At 68.3% G+C, this 18433-nt stretch carries 23 protein-coding genes and 1 tRNA gene; 12 read left to right on the top strand and 12 right to left on the bottom strand.

Translation table 11 applies throughout. The annotated features are described in order from the left end of the window. The first annotated feature begins 8 nt into the window (after positions 1–8). The 3 genes from C4V41_RS41555 (at position 9) to C4V41_RS41565 (ending at position 1583) form a co-directional block, all read left to right on the top strand. Complete coding sequence (locus C4V41_RS41555) at positions 9–626, top strand: N-terminal phage integrase SAM-like domain-containing protein (protein WP_235030707.1); 618 nt, start codon at positions 9–11, stop codon at positions 624–626. After that, positions 566–1276: a site-specific integrase gene (locus C4V41_RS41560; protein WP_327537503.1), complete on the top strand. Its 711-nt coding sequence runs from the start codon at positions 566–568 to the stop codon at positions 1274–1276. Before C4V41_RS41555 ends, C4V41_RS41560 begins: the two co-directional genes overlap by 61 nt. A 124-nt stretch (positions 1277–1400) precedes the next feature. Continuing rightward, positions 1401–1583, top strand: a complete 183-nt coding sequence (locus C4V41_RS41565; protein WP_103961523.1) for a hypothetical protein — start codon at positions 1401–1403, stop codon at positions 1581–1583. 123 nt (positions 1584–1706) lie between these two features. On the opposite strand, the gene C4V41_RS41570 is transcribed toward C4V41_RS41565, so the two are convergent. Further along, positions 1707–1779 (bottom strand) — tRNA-Thr (locus C4V41_RS41570). Positions 1780–1799: 20 nt separating this feature from the next. Further along, positions 1800–2762, bottom strand: a complete 963-nt coding sequence (rlmB, locus tag C4V41_RS41575; protein ID WP_103961524.1) for a 23S rRNA (guanosine(2251)-2'-O)-methyltransferase RlmB — start codon at positions 2760–2762, stop codon at positions 1800–1802. Positions 2763–2886: 124 nt separating this feature from the next. Between rlmB and C4V41_RS41580 the strand changes: the two genes are divergently transcribed. Together C4V41_RS41580 and C4V41_RS41585 are read left to right on the top strand one after the other, a co-directional pair. Further along, entirely contained in the window at positions 2887–3387 is a 501-nt protein-coding gene (locus C4V41_RS41580) for a SigE family RNA polymerase sigma factor (RefSeq protein ID WP_103961525.1), read from the top strand. Beyond that, positions 3384–4553 (top strand): TolB family protein, encoded by a 1170-nt coding sequence (locus C4V41_RS41585; RefSeq protein ID WP_103961526.1) that lies wholly within the window; start codon positions 3384–3386, stop codon positions 4551–4553. Before C4V41_RS41580 ends, C4V41_RS41585 begins: the two co-directional genes overlap by 4 nt. Here C4V41_RS41585 and cysS read toward each other — a convergent pair. Beyond that, positions 4550–5941, bottom strand: coding sequence for a cysteine--tRNA ligase (gene cysS / locus C4V41_RS41590; protein WP_103961527.1), 1392 nt, complete (start codon positions 5939–5941; stop codon positions 4550–4552). The genes C4V41_RS41585 and cysS overlap by 4 nt on opposite strands. Before the next feature lie 43 nt (positions 5942–5984). Continuing rightward, positions 5985–6371, bottom strand: coding sequence for a PPOX class F420-dependent oxidoreductase (locus C4V41_RS41595; RefSeq protein WP_103961528.1), 387 nt, complete (start codon positions 6369–6371; stop codon positions 5985–5987). Positions 6372–6425: 54 nt separating this feature from the next. On the opposite strand from C4V41_RS41595, the gene C4V41_RS41600 reads away from it, so the two are divergent. Further along, a complete protein-coding gene (locus tag C4V41_RS41600) occupies positions 6426–7412 on the top strand; it encodes a DUF2637 domain-containing protein (RefSeq protein ID WP_103961529.1) in 987 nt (328 codons plus the stop codon). A 108-nt stretch (positions 7413–7520) separates the two neighbouring features. Here the strand turns inward: C4V41_RS41600 and C4V41_RS41605 are convergent, their stop codons facing one another. The 4 genes from C4V41_RS41605 to C4V41_RS41620 all read right to left on the bottom strand — a co-directional run bounded on the left by C4V41_RS41605 (position 7521) and on the right by C4V41_RS41620 (position 9336). Further along, the gene (locus C4V41_RS41605; RefSeq protein ID WP_103961530.1) at positions 7521–7790 is read right to left on the bottom strand and encodes a GlsB/YeaQ/YmgE family stress response membrane protein; all 270 of its coding nucleotides are present in this window, start codon (positions 7788–7790) and stop codon (positions 7521–7523) included. Between the two features lie 96 nt (positions 7791–7886). After that, entirely contained in the window at positions 7887–8183 is a 297-nt protein-coding gene (locus C4V41_RS41610) for a GlsB/YeaQ/YmgE family stress response membrane protein (protein ID WP_103961531.1), read from the bottom strand. Between the two features lie 182 nt (positions 8184–8365). Next, on the bottom strand, positions 8366–8836 hold the full coding sequence (gene ispF / locus C4V41_RS41615) for a 2-C-methyl-D-erythritol 2,4-cyclodiphosphate synthase (RefSeq protein WP_103961532.1): 471 nt from the start codon (positions 8834–8836) through the stop codon (positions 8366–8368). 17 nt (positions 8837–8853) lie between these two features. Next, positions 8854–9336, bottom strand: coding sequence for a CarD family transcriptional regulator (locus tag C4V41_RS41620; protein WP_043624891.1), 483 nt, complete (start codon positions 9334–9336; stop codon positions 8854–8856). A gap of 251 nt (positions 9337–9587) precedes the next feature. Between C4V41_RS41620 and C4V41_RS41625 the strand changes: the two genes are divergently transcribed. Further along, the gene (locus C4V41_RS41625; RefSeq protein ID WP_235030708.1) at positions 9588–10166 is read left to right on the top strand and encodes a copper chaperone PCu(A)C; all 579 of its coding nucleotides are present in this window, start codon (positions 9588–9590) and stop codon (positions 10164–10166) included. A gap of 48 nt (positions 10167–10214) precedes the next feature. Here C4V41_RS41625 and C4V41_RS41630 read toward each other — a convergent pair whose 3' ends face one another. Then, positions 10215–10907, bottom strand: coding sequence for a response regulator transcription factor (locus C4V41_RS41630; protein ID WP_103961534.1), 693 nt, complete (start codon positions 10905–10907; stop codon positions 10215–10217). Continuing rightward, positions 10904–12076, bottom strand: a complete 1173-nt coding sequence (locus C4V41_RS41635; RefSeq protein WP_103961535.1) for a sensor histidine kinase — start codon at positions 12074–12076, stop codon at positions 10904–10906. Before C4V41_RS41635 ends, C4V41_RS41630 begins: the two co-directional genes overlap by 4 nt. 133 nt (positions 12077–12209) lie before the next feature. Here C4V41_RS41635 and phoU point away from each other — a divergent pair, with 133 nt between their 5' ends. The 3 genes from phoU (at position 12210) to C4V41_RS61100 (ending at position 14384) form a co-directional block, all read left to right on the top strand. Next, positions 12210–12854: a phosphate signaling complex protein PhoU gene (gene phoU / locus C4V41_RS41640; protein WP_103961536.1), complete on the top strand. Its 645-nt coding sequence runs from the start codon at positions 12210–12212 to the stop codon at positions 12852–12854. Between the two features lie 603 nt (positions 12855–13457). Continuing rightward, entirely contained in the window at positions 13458–13946 is a 489-nt protein-coding gene (locus C4V41_RS41645) for a helix-turn-helix domain-containing protein (RefSeq protein ID WP_103961537.1), read from the top strand. 159 nt (positions 13947–14105) lie between these two features. Then, positions 14106–14384 (top strand): hypothetical protein, encoded by a 279-nt coding sequence (locus tag C4V41_RS61100; RefSeq protein ID WP_146103983.1) that lies wholly within the window; start codon positions 14106–14108, stop codon positions 14382–14384. Positions 14385–14589: 205 nt separating this feature from the next. On the opposite strand, the gene C4V41_RS41650 is transcribed toward C4V41_RS61100, so the two are convergent. Continuing rightward, the gene (locus C4V41_RS41650) at positions 14590–15501 is read right to left on the bottom strand and encodes an SDR family oxidoreductase (RefSeq protein WP_103961538.1); all 912 of its coding nucleotides are present in this window, start codon (positions 15499–15501) and stop codon (positions 14590–14592) included. Between the two features lie 97 nt (positions 15502–15598). On the opposite strand from C4V41_RS41650, the gene C4V41_RS41655 reads away from it, so the two are divergent. Together C4V41_RS41655 and C4V41_RS41660 are read left to right on the top strand one after the other, a co-directional pair. Then, positions 15599–16189 carry a TetR/AcrR family transcriptional regulator gene (locus C4V41_RS41655; RefSeq protein ID WP_103961539.1) on the top strand — a complete coding sequence of 197 codons (591 nt, stop codon included), beginning with the start codon at positions 15599–15601 and terminating at the stop codon, positions 16187–16189. Between the two features lie 143 nt (positions 16190–16332). Next, the gene (locus tag C4V41_RS41660; protein ID WP_103961540.1) at positions 16333–17406 is read left to right on the top strand and encodes a hypothetical protein; all 1074 of its coding nucleotides are present in this window, start codon (positions 16333–16335) and stop codon (positions 17404–17406) included. A gap of 267 nt (positions 17407–17673) precedes the next feature. Here the strand turns inward: C4V41_RS41660 and C4V41_RS41670 are convergent, their stop codons facing one another. Beyond that, entirely contained in the window at positions 17674–18417 is a 744-nt protein-coding gene (locus tag C4V41_RS41670; RefSeq protein WP_103961541.1) for a phosphoglyceromutase, read from the bottom strand. Positions 18418–18433 lie beyond the last annotated feature (16 nt).

The following is an 18433-nucleotide window of genomic DNA, read 5'->3' on the forward strand; positions in this document are numbered from 1 at the left end:
GGTCCTACGTGATCCGCGTAAAGGACCCGGAGACCGGTGAGAGCAAGCCCCGCTGGGTGAGCGGCTTCGCCACCGAGGACGACGCCAAGGCGGCCCGGGACGAGGCCAGGGTGAGAGCTCGGCGCGGCGAGTACATCGACCGGAACACGATCACGGTCGCGGAATACCTCGCCGACTGGATCGAGGGCCACGCCGTCGAGATCAAGCCGCACACCCTCAAGGGCTACCGCGACATGATCCGCCTCTACATCACGCCCCGGATCGGCACCGTCCGCCTCCAGGCACTACGTCCGTCCGCGATCACGAGGTTCTACCGCGACCTGCTGACGAGCGGCGGCGAGAAGGGCCGCCCGCTCGCCGCGAACACCGTCAAGCACGTCCACACGGTGCTCCGCAAGGCCCTCACGGACGCCGTGCTCGTGGACGAGCTGCTTCCCAACAACCCCGCCGAACGGGCCAAGCTCCCGCGCACTCAGCCGACCGAGCCAGGCATGGTCTGGACGCCGGCCCAGCTCCGGGCCTTCCTCGCCACAACTCAAGAGCACGTCTGTACGCCTTCTTCCACCTGGCGGCCTACACAGGTGCCCGTCGCGGCGAACTGCTCAACCTCCGCTGGACGGACGTAGACCTGGACAAACCACAGATCCACATCACCGGCACAGCCGCAGTGATCGACCGCCAACGAGTCGAGGGCATCACCAAGAGCGGACGCTCCCGCGTCGTGTCCCTCGACCCCAGCACGGTCAGGGCCCTCAAAGCCCACCGCGCTCGCCAGGACGAGGAACGCCTGAGGCTCGGCGAGTCCTGGAAGGGCGGCGGCGCGTACGTCTTCACGACCGGCTGGGGAGACCCGCTCTTCCCGGACACGCCCAGTTCCCTGATGCCCAAGCTCATCGAGACCCACAACAAGCAGAACCCGCGAGCCCAACTCCCCCACGCCCGCCTACACGACCTTCGCCACATCCACGCCACGACGCTGCTCCTGGCCGGCGTGCCCGTCCACGTCGTCGCGGCCCGACTCGGCCACGCCGACCCGGCGATCACCCTCCGGGTTTACGCCCACGTCATCCACGAGCAAGCCGCAACGGCGGCGGACGTCTTCGCGGCAGCCCTGGAGACACAGAGGCGGGTTGAGCATCTCCAACTGTCAGAGCCGTGTTCTATCGTGACCGCCCATGGCAATCATGACGCCACGCGAGCAAAGACGCTCCTTGCAGAAGTGCGACTGCGTGCTCTGCTTCTACTGCGATATCAAGCTCGAACGACACGAGCATGATCACTATCCGATCCCCAAAGCAGCAGGAGGCACGCAGACAGTACCTGCGTGTTCCGACTGTCACGATCTCAAAGATCGCATCCCGGCGTTCAAGTGGGATGTAACGACCAACGTCCTTGCTCTCATGGAGCTGCTGCAGGGCTTCAACCCGCATAAATTCCTTGAAGCACCTGCAGAGCTCAAGCGAACTATTCTCCGGGAAGATCCCTTCTTCGCAGAGGAGAGCGTCCGGCAGCGCTGGCACACCCTCTCGCCCATGGCCCGGCTGCTCTACACGAAGCTGCTCGCCCACGTTCTCAGCGAGTGAGCCATTGGGCGCTTCGATGTCCTAGCAGCAGTTAGCAAGGCTGTTAGCAAGATCTCGACATTGTCCTGACAAACCAAGAAGCCCCTGACGGCATAACGCCTGTTCAGGGGCTCCCTGTTGCAGAGCCGACGAGGGGAATCGAACCCCTGACCTTCTGTTTACAAGACAGATGCTCTGCCGATTGAGCTACGTCGGCACGGCCTACCAGTGTAGACGCTAGAGACGCCTGTGACGAGCGACCTCATACAGCGCCACCCCAGCGGCCACACCAGCATTGAGCGACTCAGCCGCCGCCTGCATCGGGATGCGGGCCACCACGTCGCAGTGCTCGCGCACCAGCCGGGAAAGGCCCTTGCCCTCCGAGCCCACCACGACCACCAGCGGTTCGGACAGGAGTTCGACGTCGGCGATGTCGGTGGTGCCCGAGCCGTCGAGGCCGAGCACGAACAGGCCGGCCTCGCGGTATTCCTTCAGCGCGGCCGTCAGGTTGGAGGCGCGGCCGACGCGAAGGTTGGCCAGGGTGCCGGCCGAGGTCTTCCAGGCGCCTCCCGTGACTCCGGCCGAGCGGCGGGAGGGGATGAGGAGGCCGTGGGCGCCGAAGGCGGTCGCGGAGCGGGCGATGGCGCCCAGGTTGCGCGGGTCGGTGACCGAGTCGAGGGCCACGATCAGCGGGATCTCGGCGGCGTCGTGGGCGAGCTCCACCAGCTCCGACGGGTGCGCGTAGTCGTAGGCCGGGATCTGGAGGGCGATGCCCTGGTGGATGACGCCTTCCGTCAGGCGGTCGAGCTTGTCGCGGCTGACCTCGAGCAGGGCGATGCCGCGCTCGGCCGCGATCTTGATGGCGTCGCGTACGCGGTCGTCGTTGTCGAGGCGTGCGGCGATGTAGAGCGCGCTGGCCGGCACGCCCGCCTGCAGGGCCTCCACCACCGGGTTGCGGCCGCCGATGTATTCGGGGGCGTCTTCGGAGCGCCGCTGCCGGGCAGGAGCCGGGCGTCTGGCGCCCCCGCGCTCCTCCCTGGCGACACGCTCGCTGCGAGCCTTGTCCTTGTACCAGTGCCGTTCTTCGGCAGGCGGAGTCGCGCCCCTGCCCTCCAGCGACCGGCGGCCCTGGCCCCCGGTGCCCTTGGCCGGGCCCTTCTTCTTCGCGGGCCTGCCCGATGCCCTACCGCCTGCTGCCATGTCATAAAGGGTACTCGGGCCGCCACGCACATCAGCCCACCGGCAGAAAGCGCGCCCCCGGTTCAACAAATATCCCGCCATGCCCGTCTGTGGGGTGACGTACCCATCGAAAGGGCGAACACCAGTGGAAGACGACCCCCGCTTCGCGGAGTTCGTCGCCGAGCGGGCCAACGCGCTCCTGCGCTACGGCTACGCGCTCAGCGGCAACCCGCACGATGCGGCAGACCTGACCCAGGAGGCCCTGATCAGGTTGCACCGAGCATGGGCGCGGGTGCGCAGCAAGGAGGACCCGGAGCGCTACACCAAGGTCATCATGGCCCGCCTCCACATCAGCGTGTGGCGACGCCGCCGCCGCGAGCACCTGGCGTGGGCCCTGCCCGAGACGCCGCTGCACGACGCACTGCCCTCCGACGCCGACCAGGAGCTGTGGCGGGCCCTCGAAGGGCTCCCGCGCAAGCAGCGCGCCGTCCTTGTCCTCCGCTTCTACGAGCAGCTCCAGGACGCGGAGATCGCCGATCTCCTCGGCATCTCCCAGGGCACGGTACGCAGTCACGCCTCCCTCGGCCTGACCAAGCTCCGTACCAAGATCACTGACCGTACCCCCGCCAAGAGGAGGACCCCATGACCAAGGAGCTGGAAGACGACCTCCAGCGGGTTCTCGGCCGCGCCGCCGAGATCGCGCCGCAGGCCCCGGGCGGCTTCTCCGCGCACATCGCGCGCACGTCGAGGCGGCGCAGGACGCGTACGCTCGCCGTCGCCACCGCCCTCGCCGCGGCGGTCGTCGCGGGCGGTGTCACCGCCACGGTACGCGGCCTCGACCAGGGCGGAACCCAAATAGCCGTAGCCCCCGGAGAGCAGATCCCCGACCCCGTCGAAAAGGTATGGCCGGCCGCGGTCTGGAAGATCCCGGCCAGACTCCCGGACGGCGGCAAGTTCCAGCCGAAACTGTTCATCGACGACAAGACGGTCCTCCTGGAAACGTGGGAGAGCTTCGAGAAGGCCAACGCGCTCTACGCCTACGACCTCGCCACCGGCCAAGTCCGCAAAATCACCGACATCCGCACCCGGAAGGGCGTGTACGCCTCGAACTACATCGTCGGCGCGGGACGGGTCATCTGGATGACGGCCGAGAAGAAGGGCACCCGATTCTGGTCGGCGCCGCTCGAAGGCGGGCAACCCACCGCCATCACCACCGACACCCCGATAGCGGGCGCCGTCGACAAGGCCACCGTGACCGGCGACCGGATCGCCTTCTCCCTCGCCAAGGGCGGCGTCTTCACCCTCCCCCTGACGGGCGGCGGCGTGACCCCCGTCGCGGGCGCCGAGCGGCATCACATCCTGCGCTGGCCCTGGGTGGGCACGCCCGGCCCGCACATGCCGGACAACGTGACCAGTTTCGAGGAACTGCTCAACGCCGAGACGGGCGAGACGAGCAAGGCCGTCACCCGCCCCGGCGAGGAGTTCGTCACCTGCGGCGTCACCATGTGCGTGGGCGTACGAGCCGACAACTCGGCCTTCCATCGGCTCCGCGACGGCTCACAGGAGCGCGACCTCCCCGGCCAGGCCATCGCGGGCCTCGCGCTCGACCGCTTCATGACCGTCATGATGACCGGCGCCACCCGCGGTCAGGCGCTCCTGGACGTCACCACCGGCACATCCGCCGACCTCGGCCTGCGCCCCGACGCCAAGGGGCAGATGCTCAGCATCTACCCCGGCCTCGACAGCGACCCGCTGATCACCTATGAGCTCGACGGCCGGTACGTGCTCATCGACCTCACCAGGATCGGCTAGCGGCTCAGCTCCCACCGGGCCCCGTGCGGCGTGTCCTCGACGGTGATCCCGGCGGCGGTCAGCCGGTCTCTGATGGCGTCCGCGGCCGCGTAGTCCTTGCGCTCCCTGGCGGCCTTGCGCTGCTCCAGCGCCACCGCGACCAGCGCGTCCACCACCGGGGACAGGTCGGAGCCCGTGCCGCGCCACTGCGGCGAGCGCGGGTCGAGGCCCAGCACGTCGAGCATGTTCTGGGTCTCGGCCAGCAGCCGCGCCACGGCCTCCTTGTCGCCGCGCGACAGCGCCACGTTGCCCTCGCGGACGACCTCGTGCACGACCGCCAGCGCCTGCGGCGTGCCGAGGTCGTCGTCGAGCGCGTTGACGAACGCCTGCGGCAGCGGCGCGTCGGCGTCGACGTCGTGGATGACCTCGGCGGCCCGCGTCACGAAACCCTCGATGCGCTGGTAGGCCGCCGCGGCCTCCAGCAGCGCCTCCTCCGAGTAGTCGATCGAGGAGCGGTAGTGCGGCACCGCCAGGTAGTAGCGCAGCTCGACCGGCCGCACCTTCTGCACCATCTCGGGGATCAGCAGCGAGTTGCCGAGCGACTTGCTCATCTTCTCGGCGCCGATCTTGAGCATCCCGTTGTGCATCCAGTAGTGCGCGAAGTCGTCGCCCGCCGCCTGCGACTGGGCGATCTCGTTCTCGTGGTGCGGGAAGACCAGGTCGATCCCGCCGCCGTGGATGTCGAAGACCGGGCCCAGGTATTTCGTCACCATGGCCGAGCATTCCAGGTGCCAGCCGGGACGCCCGGGGCCCCACGGCGTCGGCCAGGTCGGCTCGCCGGGCTTCTCGCCCTTCCACAGGGCGAAGTCGCGGGGGTCGCGCTTGCAGGACTCGTCGTCGGTGTCGCCGGCGCTCCGCATGTTCTCCACCTTCTGGTTGGAGAGGGAGCCGTAGCGGTCGGCGTAGGAGCGTACGTCGAAGTAGACGTCACCGCCGGAGGCGTAGGCGTGGCCGCGCGCGATCAGGCGCTCCATCAGCGTGATCATCTCGGGGACGTGCCCCGTGGCGCGCGGCTCGACGGTCGGCGGCAGGCAGCCCAGCGTGTCGTAGGCCCAGGTGAAGGCGCGCTGGTTGCGCTCGGCCACGACGAACCAGGGCACGCCCTCTTGGGCCGCGACCCTGATGATCTTGTCGTCGATGTCGGTGACATTGCGGCAGAACGTCACGTCATATCCGGACCGCGCCATCCAGCGCCGGAGCACGTCGAAGTTCACGCCCGAGCGGATATGCCCGATATGCGGAGGAGCCTGCACGGTGGCACCACACAGGTAAATCGACGCCCGGCCGGCTTCGACCGGAACGAATTCACGGATGGCGCGCGTGCTGGTGTCGTAGATGTGCAGGCTCACGAAGGCAAGGCTAACGCCTCAGAGCCGTCATCACGTCGATAAATCAGCCCCGCAAGAAGACCCTGTCGGGGGAAATCCGTACGATGAGCCGCTCGACGCCCGGCTTGTCCTCCCATGCCTGGCCCTTGTACTTCTGCGACAGCTCCTCGATGAGCGCGCCCTCGGGGTCGGGGGTCATGGTCACATGACCGCGCACCTCCACGTACCGGTACGGGTTGGCGGGATCGATGACCAGCAGACTCGCCCTCGGGTCGCGCTCGAAGTTGCGCGGCTTCCTGCGCCCCTTCACGGTCGAGAACAGGACGTCGTCACCGTCCGTACGGACCCAGACGACGGACGACTGCGGCCCGCCATCGGAGTTGATACTCGTCACCGTCGCATGATTCGGCGCGTCCAGGAGTTCGCGGACTTCTTCGGACAACTCGGCCATGGGGGCTCCCTCGATCGGTCTTGATCCCCATTCTTCTGTAGGCTCGAAACCGCCATGGACGTGACTCCCCCCTCTATGCTCCGCCGGCTGGGCATCGCCCTGGCGGGGCTCGCGGTCGCCGCAATCACCGGGGCCGCCTGCGCGCTCTCCTTCGATGACCTGCGCACGCTGGCCATCACCGGCGAGGCCAGGCCTGACCTCGCCTTCCTCTATCCGGCCGCCTTCGACGCGCTCCTGGTGGTCGCGCTGATCGGCGTGCTGCTGCTGCGCTCGGCCAGAACGCTCGTACGCGTGCAGGCCGCCTTCGTGCTGGTCCTGCTCATCGTGGCGGCGGCGGCGGCCAACGTGGCCACGGCGCTGCGGTTCACCTTCGACGTGCGGCCGACGGCGGTGGGCGTGGCGCTGGCGCCCTGGGTCATGCTGGCCCTGGCGCTGTGGCTGTGGTTATTGCTCATCAAGCACGTACAGGCCCACCGGGACGCCCGCCACCTGGACGAGCGTGCCGTCGAGCAGGACCTCGTGCCCTTCCACCGCCCCCATGCCGACGACGCCCCGCCCCCGCTCGGCACGGAGGTCCCCGCGCCCGTCCTGGCTCCCACGCCGCTGGTCGGCCCCACCGCGGCCCCCGAGACGCCTCCGGTGTCGGCACAGGTGTCGGCGCAGGTCTCCGAGTGGCCGGAGCTACCGGAACCCGAGCCCCGCCCGCAACCGAAGCCGGAACCCCGGCCCGAGCCAGAGCCGGAGCTCGAACCGGAGCCGGAGCCCGAGCCGGTGACGCGGCCCGTCCGCTGGGGTGACCGGGTCAAGCCGGCCGACGTCCTGGTGCACCCCCGTTCCGAGGACAAGGACGACAAGGACGCCGACACCCAGCCGCACCCCATCGTCGAGGACGACCCGGATCCGATCCACGGCCCGGAGACCGCCGATCCGAGCGAACGCGAGGACGAGATGGAGGACACCGCCCCGCATCCGGTGATCGACGACGGCACCCCCGCCCCCGCGGGGCGCATGCGCAGCACCCCACGGCCACCGGAAGACTGAAAGCCCGCCCGGAGCGAACCCGGGCGGGCTTTTTCGTTTGTCCTATCTCGCCTGGCCGTGCGGCGCGGGCCGGGGTGGGGCCCGCGGGCCGGCCTGACGTCGATGCCGCTAGACGCGGCGGCCGCGCCGGAGCCCGGCGACCAGTCCGACACCGACGATCGCGAGCACCACCTGCATCACCAGCTCGATCCAGTCGATGCCGGGCGTCGTCTCGACGCCGAGCACCTGGGCGAGCAAGGTCCCCACAAGGGCGGCGACGATGCCGACGACGATGGTGAGGATCCACCCGATTGCCTGCTTACCAGGGAGCAGCAGGCGGCCGATTGCGCCGATCACGGCGCCGATCACAATGGCGCCAAGGATGGATTCGATGGTCATGATACTGAACCTCCCCGTGAGGTGAGCGGTTCATCCTCACGGGAAGCTCGCTACCCGATCTACGGCGATTATGCGCCGAATTTACGTACGAGCAGGTCAGGTCGGTGTTCCAGGCGTTCCACGGGTACGGCCGTCGCGTCCTGTGCCCATTCGCGTCACGAGAAGCACACCGATCACGGCCAGTGCGAGCTGGAGTATGTGCTCGATCCAGTCGATTCCCCTGGTGTCGGCCCAGCCGAACGCGTGTGCGATCAACGTACCGACCAGGGCGGCGACGATGCCGACGATGAGGGTCAGGCCGATGGACATGTTCTGCCTGCCGGGCACCATCAGCCGGGCCAGGGCACCGACGATCGCGCCGATGACTACTGCGGAAACAATCGCGCCGATCATGTGTAGCTCCCCCCGAGACGTTCACATGTCACCGGGACACATACCCTCTGAACAGGCAAACTACCCATGGGAAGGCGGCGGTCGTACCGCGCCAGTAACGAGCCGCCGCCTTCGAACAGGGCGGGCTAGGCGACGACCCGCCAGGACACCCTCACGCATCCCACCGTAAAGACGCCCGGCGTTCAGGAAAGGTTGACCACCAGGGCGGTCGCGATGGCCGCGACGCCCTCGCCACGGCCCGTCAGCCCCAGCCCGTCGGTGGTGGTCGCCGAGACGCTCACAGGCGCCCCCACGGCGGCGCTGAGCGCCTTTTCAGCCTCTGTACGGCGTGGCGCCAGCTTGGGCCGATTGCCCACCACCTGGATGGCCACGTTGCCGATCTCGTAGCCCGCGGCCCGCACCTGGCGCGCGGTCTCCTCCAGCAGCGTGGCACCCGTCGCGCCGGCCCAGCGTGGGTCGGCGGTGCCGAACAGCCCGCCGAGGTCGCCGAGCCCGGCGGCCGACAGCAGCGCGTCGCAGGCCGCGTGCGCGGCGGCGTCGCCGTCGGAATGCCCTTCGAGCCCGAGCTCACCCGGCCAGTGCAGGCCCGCGAGGTTGAGCTCGCGGCCTGATTCGGCAGAAGCGAACGGGTGGACGTCGATTCCGACGCCCACCCGTGGAAGATTCGTGTTCAGGAGTTGAGAACCTCGTCGAGAAGGGCCTCAGCCTTGTCCTCATTGGTCTTCTCGGCCAACGCCAACTCACTGACCAGGATCTGACGCGCTTTGGCGAGCATGCGCTTCTCGCCTGCGGACAGGCCGCGCTCGCGGTCCCTCCGCCACAGGTCCCGAACAACCTCGGCGACCTTGTTGACATCGCCGGAGGCGAGCTTCTCCAGATTGGCCTTGTAGCGACGAGACCAGTTGGTCGGCTCTTCCGTGTGCGGCATCCGAAGGACATCGAAAACCCGCTCAAGGCCTTCCTGACCAACAACATCGCGCACACCGACGAGTTCTGCGTTTTCTGCTGGCACCTGGACGGTAAGGTCGCCCTTGTCGACCTTGAGCACCAGGTAGGTCTTTTCCTCACCCTTGATGGATCGCTTCGTGATTGCTTCGATCCGAGCAGCCCCATGGTGGGGGTAGACGACAGTGTCGCCGACCTGGAAAGTCATGTGACAAGTACCCCTTCCGCTGTACTCCAGAGTACCACGCATCCACAGCCTCCCGGAACAGTGAAATCCTCATAACTGCAGGTCAACGCCGCATATTGGGGCTTGACAAGAGCTCAACTGTATGAATCGCATTTGCTCACATAGCGAATGACCTGCAGGGGTGCGGATATGACCTTGCATAGGGGTGGATATGGTGGGCGCTGCACATCACGCACGCGCGACACCTGCGCAGAACCAAGGAGAACCCGCCCGTGACCAGCCGTCGCTGGATTGTCGTAGCCGCGTTCTTGGCAGCCCCCGTGCTCACGGGCTGCGGGGCGGGTTTCGACGCCACCACCAACAAGCCGTACGCGCCGAACGAGGCGCAAGTGTTGATCGAAAAGGGTGCATACGGCAACAAGAGCGGCATTCACATCCCGCAGGCGTTCATCCTCGGCCCCGACTCCGGCGCACAGTTGCCCTGGCGCGGCTCGGCCCCCCTCTACCTCAACATCCTCAACACCGCGGGTGCCCCTGACACCCTCCAGGCCGTCTCCGCCGGCGACGTGGCCACGGTGAAGGTCACGGCCCCGATCCAGCTCCCCAGCAACCAGCTCGTCAACACCGGCAAGCCCACCCCGCAGATCATGCTCGAGGCGATCTCCAAGAGCCTCAGGGGCGGCGAGAGCATCAAGCTGGACCTCCAGTTCGCCAACGCCGGTGTCGTGTCCATGACCGTGCCTGTGGTCACGCGCAGCCGCGAGTTCAAGGAATACCCCGCGGCACCGGGCGCCACCGCGGCCCCCACACCCACCCCGTCGGCGTCGGCCCACGCCGAAGAGGGTCACTAGAGCCAGAAAAACCCCTTGTTCCGGCCCACCACCGGAACAAGGGGTTTTTCAGTCCTCCGTCGCGTCGAACTTGTAGCCCAGGCCGCGCACGGTCAGGATGCAGCGCGGGTTCGACGGGTCGGACTCGATCTTGGCGCGCAGGCGCTTGACGTGGACGTCCAGGGTCTTGGTGTCGCCCACGTAGTCGGCGCCCCAGACGCGGTCGATGAGCTGGCCGCGGGTCAGCACCCTGCCGGCGTTGCGCAGCAGTACCTCCAGCAGCTCGAACTCCTTCAGGGGGAGCTGTACCTGCTCACCGCGTACCGCGACGACATGCCTGTCGACGTCCATCCGCACCGGGCCGACGGCCAGCACGGCCGTCTCCAGCTCCTCCACGACGTCGCCCTGGCGGCGGAGCACGGCGCGGATGCGGGCCACCAGCTCGCGAGAGGAGAACGGCTTCGTGACGTAGTCGTCGGCGCCCAGTTCGAGGCCCACGACCTTGTCGATCTCGCTGTCCTTGGCCGTCAGCATGATCACCGGCACCTTGGAACGCTGCCGCAGCGAACGGCACACCTCCGTGCCGGGCAGGCCGGGGAGCATCAGGTCGAGCAGTACCAGGTCGGCGCCGTTGCGGTCGAAGGTGTCGAGCGCCTCGGGCCCGGTCGCCGCGACCGACACCTCGAAACCCTCCTTGCGCAGCATGTAGGACAGGGCGTCGGAGAAGGACTCCTCGTCCTCCACCACGAGTACACGGGTCATTGGGCTGCCTCCAGCGGTATCGAGGGTGGTACTGCCACCGCCGTGCCGCCGAAGGCGGGCAGGCGGAGCGTGAAGGTGGAGCCGGACCCTTCCTTGCTCCATACGGACACCTCGCCGGCGTGGGCCGCGGCGACGTGCTTGACGATGGCGAGGCCGAGCCCGGTGCCGCCGGTCGCCCGGGACCGGGCCGCGTCGACCCGGAAGAAGCGCTCGAAGATGCGCTCCAGCGACTCCTCGGGAATGCCGATGCCCTGGTCGCTGACGCTGATCTCCACGGAGTCGCCCGCGGGCCGCACGCTGACGACGACCCTCGTGTGCTCGGGACTGTAGGCGACCGCGTTGTCGATCAGGTTGCGCAGGGCCGTGACGAGGAGTTCGTCGTCACCCCAGATGCGCAGGCCCTCCGTGCCGCCGAAGACGAGCGTGATGTCCTTGGCGGCGGCCTTGGTGTTGCAGTGGTCGATGGCGTCGTGGATGGATTCGTCGATCGTGACCTGGCCCGGCGTCGGAATGGGCTCGGCGCCCTGGATCCGGCTGAGCGTGATCAGGTCCTGGATGAGGTAGTTGAGCCGGGCCGCCTCGTGCTGCATGCGGCCGGCGAACCGGCTGACGGCCTCGGGGTCGTCGGCGGCGTCCTGGATGGTCTCCGCCAGCAGGCTCAGGGCGCCCACCGGGGTCTTCAGCTCGTGGCTGACGTTGGCGACGAAGTCGCGGCGCACGGCCTCGACCCGGCGCCGCTCGGTCTGGTCCTCGGCCAGCACCAGCACCTGGCCGTACGAACCGAGAGGCGCCACGCGGACGGCGAAGTTGGTGGTCTCCTGACCGAACTTGTGCCCGGCGACGTCGATCTCGCTCTCGCGGATCTCGCCGTCGCGGCGTACCTGCCGGGCCAGCGCGAGCAGCTCGGCGGCCATCAGGCGATCGCCCTTGACCAGGCCGAACGCCCGTGCGGCCGAGCTGGCGCGCAGGACACGGTCGTGGGCGTCGAGCACCACGGCGGACGAGGGCAGCACGGCCAGTACGGAGGCGACGCCCTGCGGCAGGGCGGCTCCCGTCTCCACGTCGTCGGTCGCCACGGCCCGGCGCGGGGCCTCGATCTGATTGCGGTAGAACAGGACCGCCAGGGCGCCCACGACGAACCCGGCCAGGGCCGCGAAGCTCATGGCCATCTCACTCATGCCTCCGATGGTAGGTGGCGTTTCCGCAGGGACAGACCCTCTCATCAGGGGATGAACGACCCTTTCCTGGAAAGTTCATCTTGCTGTAGGGGTTCGTTCATCGAGGGCCACGTACGGTGACGGCATGCGCGACGCGTACCATGAAGAACTTGATCTGCTGACCGACAAGCTGGTCGAGATGACCAGGCTTGTCCGCTCGGCCATCTCCCGTGCCACCACGGCCCTCCTCGACTCCGATCTCCCACTCGCCGAGAGTGTGATTTCCCGCGACGAGGAAGTGAACGCGGTCTTCGCCGACATCGAGGCCTCGATCTTCGAGCTGATGGCCCGGCAACAGCCGGTCGCGGTGGACCTCCGGATGGTCATCACGGCGCTGCGCATGGGCACCGACCTGGAGCGCATGGGCGACCTCGCCGTCCACGTCGCCAAGGTGGCCCGCCTGCGGCACCCCGACTCGGCGATCCCGCCCGAGCTGCGTTCGACCATCCTGGAGATGGGCCAGATCGCGGAGAACCTGGTCACCAAGGCCGGGAGCTGCGTGGCCTCGCGGGACGTGGAGTCGGCGCTCGAACTCGAGCAGGACGATGACGCGATGGACAAGCTGCACCGGAAGTTGTTCCGGCGGATCCTGGCCAAGGATTGGCAGCATGGGGTGGAGCCGGCGATCGACATCACGCTGGTGGGACGGTATTACGAGCGGTACGCGGACCATGCGGTGCGGGTGGCGCAGGACGTCGTCTACCTGGTCACGGGCGCCCGCCCGACCTGACGCCCCAGGGGGCTTCACCGCAAGGGCTTCCCCATAAGGCGCGCTACGCGCGACGGGGCTCAGGCTGCGTCCAGTGGGGGCAAGCCCCCACACCCCCGGCGAGGGGCCTGCCGGCCCCTCGCGCTCCCCGGCCCCGGGCCTTTTCGGGCCTTGAAATCGAATCCGGACGTTCGCTTAGGAGCGTGGACTGCCCCCAGGAAATGGGGTGCACTTCGCAGCTCGAACACTTCGCGACAAAGCGGAAGAAGTCATCTGCACTCCTCACTGCCCTGCAGGAGCGCGTCGTCCATATCTCGCAGGCCGGGGGGCCTACGGCTTCTACTCAGCCAGAGCCGCGGGTACCTAATGAGAGCTAGCGGGGTTTGTCCGGGTGTGATCGGGCTTCCCAAAGGCGCACTGGGGCTCCGGCTGTGTCCAGCGGGCGCGACCCCCGGCGCCAGGCGATTCAGCCGAAGGACTTTGCCGATACCCGATTCGGGACAGGCTCCCCGTGGGACGCCATCGCCTTCGTCACCCGCCACCGGAAGCGGCCGTTCCCCGCCACGACCAGCACCTGAAGGCGTAGCCTGGGCAGTCGGGACGGAACGAATCGAGAGTGCCCCCATGCTCGACGATCTCGAAGGCAAGAAGACGGGCGAGCGGCTCCGAATCATCCGGGAACGCAAGGGGATGTCCAGACCAGTGCTGGCCGGGCTCGTCGGTTACTCCGCCGAATGGCTGAAAGGCATCGAGAGCGGCCGGCGACTACCGCCACGCCTCCCCGTGCTGGTCCGCTTGGCCGAGGTGCTCGCCGTCGGCGACGTCGCCGTCCTCGCCGGAAGCGACATGGACCTCGGGGGGCAACACCACCATCCCCATCAGCTCGTTCGCGCGCATCCCCACGAGGCGGTGCCCGCCATCCGGGAAGCCGTACGCGCGCCCCTTCTCACCGTCACCGGGCAGCCTTCGCCGGTCGCCGCTCTGCGACGGCGTACCTCTGACGCTTGGCGCCTCTGGCACACCTCGCAGTGCTGCGACGTCTTCCACCTCGGGTTCGCCCTGGTGAATCAGGCGTCCCTCACCGGGGGTGATTCGAAGTCCGAGGAGCTGTGATCGTCCCCGGCGCGGATCCTTTCCAGGCGCCGCCGATCGAGGGTGCATGCCGGTTCTGCTCGGCCCGGATCCGGCGCGAGACCAGCTCCCTTGGTTCCTTGCTTGGCACCGCGCCGGATGGGCGATGCTGGGAGTTGTACGGTGCCGATGGGAGGGCCGATGGCTGACGAACACGCGGAGACGACGGGCCGGTGCTATGCGTGCAAGCGCACCTTCAGCTACGACCCGAAAGAGGTCGAGCTCTTTCTGATCGACCCGGAAACGGGTCTTCCTCCGGGGATCACGTTTTTCGGTTCGCTACGTCCTGCCAAACCCGAATCCGTGGCCCGATCCGCCGACGAGCCGGTCTGTCCTGATTGTGTGGACAAGGCCAAGCGGTTCCATGAAGAGAGCAATCAACCGCCTCATTGGGATAGCTGGCCGCCCAGCAAGAATTAATCGTTCACAGCGGTTCCAGATCCGCGGAACCTGTGGAGAGCCCATGGTCGTGGCCCTAACATCTACTGCGGACAGACCGGTTACCGAGCTGGGCGAAGGGAAGCCTTCGCCCAGCTCAAGCGGTGTGGCGAGCTTAGGCCGGGATGGCCGGTCGCCGTGTTCGGAATGATTGCCGGGAAGGCTCAATTGTCGAACGAGCCACCGTTTACGCCGCGGTGAAATAGTGGCCCAGGTCGAGGTCTGCGATGAGACCGGGGTGGGTCGGCTTCCAGTCCAGAAGCTTCTGGGTGTACGCGCTGGAGGTCGGGTTGTCGAGCGGGACGATGGACGCGAGAAAACCGAAATGACTCTCCGCCTGGCCTGACGGGATGGCGGCGGCGGGGACGCCCAGGTGATGGCCGATGGTTTCGGCTATCAGGCGGAACTGAATGCCCTCTTCGCCGACCGCGTGCAGCCGTGAGCCGGCCGGCGCCTGCTCCAGGGCCAGGCGGTACACGTGGGCGGCGTCCAGCGTGTGGGCGGCGGGCCAGCGGTTGGTGCCGTCGCCGAGGTAGCCGGACACACCGGTGGCCCGGGCGATGGCGATGAGCATCGGGACGAAGCCTTCGCGGTCCAGCGTGCCGTGTACGACCGGCGGGAGCCGGACGACCGACGACCTGATCCCGCGTTCGGCGTACTGGATGGCCGTGTTCTCGGCCACGACCCTGGCGTGCAGTCCCTGACCGTCGGTCAGCACGTCGGTCTCGGTGCCGGTACGCCCCGACGCGAGCATGGCCGTACCCGCGGTGCCGACGAAGGGCTTGCCGGTGCCGGCGAGCGCCTCGCCGAACGCCCGTACGACCGCCCGGTCGGCCTCGACGGCGGCGGCGTAGTTCCCGGCGCGCATGGCGTCGTGCTTGAAGGCGAGGTGGATGACCCCGTCGGCGGCGGTGGCGGCCTCGCGCAGGCCGTTCAGATCGTCGAGATCACCGAGCCGGGCCTCGGCGCCGAGAGCCTTCAGGGCTGTCGCCCCTGCCTCGGAGCGGGCCAGGCCGACGACCTCGTGGCCGGCGGAGAGAAGTTCGGGGACGACGGCCGAGCCGATGTGGCCGGTCGCGCCGGTGACGAATACACGCACGGAGAAGCCTCCTGGCTCTCGATGACTACCGTGATGAGACCAAGTCCCATCACAGTAGCACCTGATGAGACCGAGTCCCATCGCGTAAACTGTCCGGATGGGTCGATGGGAGCCGAACGCACGCGAACGACTCGAACGTTCGGCGCTTGAGCTGTTTCTCCAGCAGGGCTACGAGAGCACCACCGCGGCGGAGATCGCCGAGCGGGCCGGGCTGGCGAAGAGCACGTTCTTCCGGCACTTCACCGACAAGCGCGAGGTGCTGTTCGGGGGCCAGGAAGCGCTGAACCGCCTCTTCGCCGACGCCATCACCGGCGCACCCGGCTCGGCGACCCCGCTCGACGCGATCCGCGCGGCGCTGGAATCCGCGGTGAGGATCTTCAGTCCGGAACGGCACGTGTGGGTGCGGCAGCGCAAGGTGGTCATCACGGGCAACAGCGATCTGCTGGAACGCGAGCTGCTCAAGCTCGCCAGTCTCACCGCGGCCATGGCGGACGCTCTGCGGAAGCGTGGCGTGACGGACCCGACCGCGAGCCTGGCGGCCGAGCTGGGCCGCCTCGCCTTCCACAACGCCTATGCCCGCTGGGCCGACCCGGCCAACCAACGGGATTACCTCGAGATCGCCCATCAGGAACTGGACGAACTGAGGGCCGCGACCGCCGCACTCGGCCAGGAACCACCGGCAGGGTGAGTTACGCGGTTGGTCGATGACCGCGCTGCGAATGTTGTTCCTGTGGACGGGCGGCGGCGGAGCCTCCTCGTCGACGCCCTACCCTGGTTCAGCTGAGTACGAATACTCATGCGCTGTTCCGGCCGCCTTCGTACGCTTCGATCATGCTTCTCAAGCTGGCCCCCACCGGACCGTGGCTTTGGGGCACCGCCACCGTCACCGCCGCCGTCGGCCTGTGGCTTTTGTGGACCGCCCCCTGGGCCGGCGGTAACGACCGCTGGAAGCTGGTGGCCGACCAGTCGTCGGTCACGTACGGAAAGGTCATCGCCACCGGTGAGCACGACGCCTGGGCCTTCGGCTGGGACATTCTCGGCATCGGCGCCTGGTTGCCGATGGCCGACGGCCCGCACCGTCCCACAGCCTTTCGCTGGGACGGCGATCGCTGGACGAAGAGCGATCTGCCGGTCAAGTTGGGCGATATCGGCCCGGTCGCCGCGTCCGGACCCTCGAACGTGTGGGCCTTGGCCAGCGGCGACGGCAATACCGCCGTACTGCGCTGGGACGGGCGTTCCTGGACGATTGCCCACAAGCTGCCCGCTGGGGCCGAGAACCTCGCCGTCACCGCCGACAACGACGTGTGGGCCTTCGGTGACCACAAGGTCTGGCACTACGACGGCTCAACCTGGTCGGAGGAGAGCGTCTCCTTTCGCGCCTTCCAAGTCAGCGCCCGCTCCGCCTCCGACATCTGGGCCCTCGACGGCGACGCTTCCCGCGTGCACCACTTCGACGGCGAGGTCTGGACCCGAATCGACCTGACCGCGGCGCTGCCGAAGGCCCCGCCCCCGTCCGACTGGTCGCCGCCCGAGCCGAACGGTCCCCGGCTGACCGCCATCACCGCCGACCCGACCGGTGTGTGGATCACCGGGGAGATCGGGGTGTCATCGTTCGTGCTCTCCCAGACCGGTTCCGGCTGGCGCGGCGAGGACACCTCCGCGACGGCCGGTCGCATGTCCCGTGACCTCCCGCCCGTCCCCGACGGCAGGGGCGGCCACTGGTTCCTGGGCTCGACCGACATCAACGGGTACGAGTCCGCCCTCGCTCACCGCGACCCCTCCGGACGCTGGACCAAGGTTCCGGCCGGCGGCGAACTGACCTCGCTGTCGGCCGTCCCCGGCGGTCCGCTCCTGGCCACTGGAGCGATCGGCAGAGCGTCAGGCGTCTTTCGCAACCTTCAGTGAAGCGGGCCGGCTCAACTGTGCCGGGTCGGTCGATAGGTCAGCACCCGCGTGTGGCCGTCGAAGGTCCGGGCCTTGAGCAGTTCGAGGTCGAAGTCGTATACACCGGCGAAGATCCGGTCGTCCCGGAGATCGCTGGGAAGACCGGCACCTCGATGGCGTCGATCAGGCCGGCGTTCGGCAGCGCCCGGTTGAGCATCAGGCCGCCGTGGGAGCGCAGCGGCTCGCCCCCACTGGACACAGCCCGAGCCCCCGTCGCGCGAAGCGCCTCTAGCGGCCCTGGTTGGCGACGGCTTCGGCGGCGGCCTTGGCGGCGTCCGGGTCCAGGTAGCGGCCCCCGGGCAACGTCGGCCGGTAGTCGGCGTCGAGGTCGTACAGGAGGGGGATGCCCGTCGGGATGTTCAGGCCCGCGATGTCCTCGTCGCTGATCCCGTCCAGGTGCTTGACCAGCGCCCGCAGCGAGTTGCCGTGGGCGGCCACCAGGACCGTGCGGCCCGCTGCCAGGTCCGGGACGATCTCGTCGTACCAGTACGGCAGCATGCGGTCGACCACGTCCTTCAGGCACTCCGTCCGGGGCATGAGCTCGGAGGGAAGCAGGGCGTAGCGGGCGTCGCCAGCCTGGGAGAATTCGTCGCCGTCGGCGATGGGGGGCGGGGGCACGTCGTACGAGCGGCGCCAGAGCATGAACTGCTCCTCGCCGAACTCCTCCCGCGTCTGCGCCTTGTTCTTGCCCTGCAGCGCGCCATAGTGGCGTTCGTTGAGGCGCCAGCTGCGCTTGACCGGGAGCCAGTGCAGGTCGGCCTCCCCCAGCGCCAGGTTGGCCGTCTGGATGGCCCTGGTCAGGAGGCTGGTGTGGACGACGTCGGGGCGCAGCCCGGTCTCCTGGAGGAGCTTGCCGCCGCGGCGGGCCTCGTCCTCGCCCTTGGCCGAGAGGCTCACGTCCACCCAGCCGGTGAACAGGCCCTTCGCGTTCCAGTCGCTCTCGCCGTGTCTTAGCAGCACCAAAGTCGCCATGCGGCCAATCCTATGG

This window comes from Nonomuraea solani (genome assembly GCF_900108335.1).
In the GTDB taxonomy this organism is placed as follows: domain Bacteria; phylum Actinomycetota; class Actinomycetes; order Streptosporangiales; family Streptosporangiaceae; genus Nonomuraea; species Nonomuraea solani.

What these genes read in the sequence shown, in the direction of transcription:
- C4V41_RS41565 (WP_103961523.1), top strand. Translation starts at nt 1,401, where the DNA reads ATGGAGCTGCTGCAGGGCTTCAACCCGCATAAATTCCTTGAAGCACCT.
- rlmB (WP_103961524.1), bottom strand. Translation starts at nt 2,762, where the DNA reads ATGGCAGCAGGCGGTAGGGCATCGGGCAGGCCCGCGAAGAAGAAGGGC.
- C4V41_RS41585 (WP_103961526.1), top strand. Translation starts at nt 3,384, where the DNA reads ATGACCAAGGAGCTGGAAGACGACCTCCAGCGGGTTCTCGGCCGCGCC.
- C4V41_RS41595 (WP_103961528.1), bottom strand. Translation starts at nt 6,371, where the DNA reads ATGGCCGAGTTGTCCGAAGAAGTCCGCGAACTCCTGGACGCGCCGAAT.
- C4V41_RS41600 (WP_103961529.1), top strand. Translation starts at nt 6,426, where the DNA reads ATGGACGTGACTCCCCCCTCTATGCTCCGCCGGCTGGGCATCGCCCTG.
- C4V41_RS41605 (WP_103961530.1), bottom strand. Translation starts at nt 7,790, where the DNA reads ATGACCATCGAATCCATCCTTGGCGCCATTGTGATCGGCGCCGTGATC.
- C4V41_RS41610 (WP_103961531.1), bottom strand. Translation starts at nt 8,183, where the DNA reads ATGATCGGCGCGATTGTTTCCGCAGTAGTCATCGGCGCGATCGTCGGT.
- C4V41_RS41620 (WP_043624891.1), bottom strand. Translation starts at nt 9,336, where the DNA reads ATGACTTTCCAGGTCGGCGACACTGTCGTCTACCCCCACCATGGGGCT.
- C4V41_RS41630 (WP_103961534.1), bottom strand. Translation starts at nt 10,907, where the DNA reads ATGACCCGTGTACTCGTGGTGGAGGACGAGGAGTCCTTCTCCGACGCC.
- C4V41_RS41635 (WP_103961535.1), bottom strand. Translation starts at nt 12,076, where the DNA reads ATGGCCATGAGCTTCGCGGCCCTGGCCGGGTTCGTCGTGGGCGCCCTG.
- phoU (WP_103961536.1), top strand. Translation starts at nt 12,210, where the DNA reads ATGCGCGACGCGTACCATGAAGAACTTGATCTGCTGACCGACAAGCTG.
- C4V41_RS41645 (WP_103961537.1), top strand. Translation starts at nt 13,458, where the DNA reads ATGCTCGACGATCTCGAAGGCAAGAAGACGGGCGAGCGGCTCCGAATC.
- C4V41_RS61100 (WP_146103983.1), top strand. Translation starts at nt 14,106, where the DNA reads ATGGCTGACGAACACGCGGAGACGACGGGCCGGTGCTATGCGTGCAAG.
- C4V41_RS41655 (WP_103961539.1), top strand. Translation starts at nt 15,599, where the DNA reads ATGGGTCGATGGGAGCCGAACGCACGCGAACGACTCGAACGTTCGGCG.
- C4V41_RS41660 (WP_103961540.1), top strand. Translation starts at nt 16,333, where the DNA reads ATGCTTCTCAAGCTGGCCCCCACCGGACCGTGGCTTTGGGGCACCGCC.
- C4V41_RS41670 (WP_103961541.1), bottom strand. Translation starts at nt 18,417, where the DNA reads ATGGCGACTTTGGTGCTGCTAAGACACGGCGAGAGCGACTGGAACGCG.